This is a genomic window from Bacillus sp. SIMBA_154 (assembly GCF_046536015.1).
Classification (GTDB): domain Bacteria; phylum Bacillota; class Bacilli; order Bacillales; family Bacillaceae; genus Bacillus; species Bacillus pumilus_P.
In genome coordinates this window covers 1-233 of sequence record NZ_JAWJBV010000706.1, presented here as the reverse complement: position 1 = coordinate 233, position 233 = coordinate 1, and the positions used below count along the sequence as shown (strand labels likewise).

1 protein-coding gene is annotated in these 233 nt (G+C 34.8%); it reads left to right on the top strand.

The window, feature by feature from the left end; all coding sequences use genetic code 11:
• Window positions 1-233, top strand: a 233-nt coding sequence (locus R0K30_RS23695; protein ID WP_410613501.1) for a hypothetical protein, incomplete at both ends; no start/stop codon positions are given.

The window sequence follows — 233 nt, the reverse complement described above, 5'->3', positions numbered from 1 at the left end:
CATCAAACATTGATAACCTAGCGATAGCTTGCTCTAAATGTAATATGCTTAAAGCTGATAAGATTATTGGTAGTATTTCAAACCCTGCAGTAGAGTTTGCTGCAAAATTCTGGGTACATTCTTTTCTTAAATCTCCAAAACTCACATCTCTAATTTCCATAATTGGGGTTGTTATCGCTGCTTTTGCTTTATACCAATCGGAAGTTCAAAGAAAAGAAAAGCTTGAGAATGAG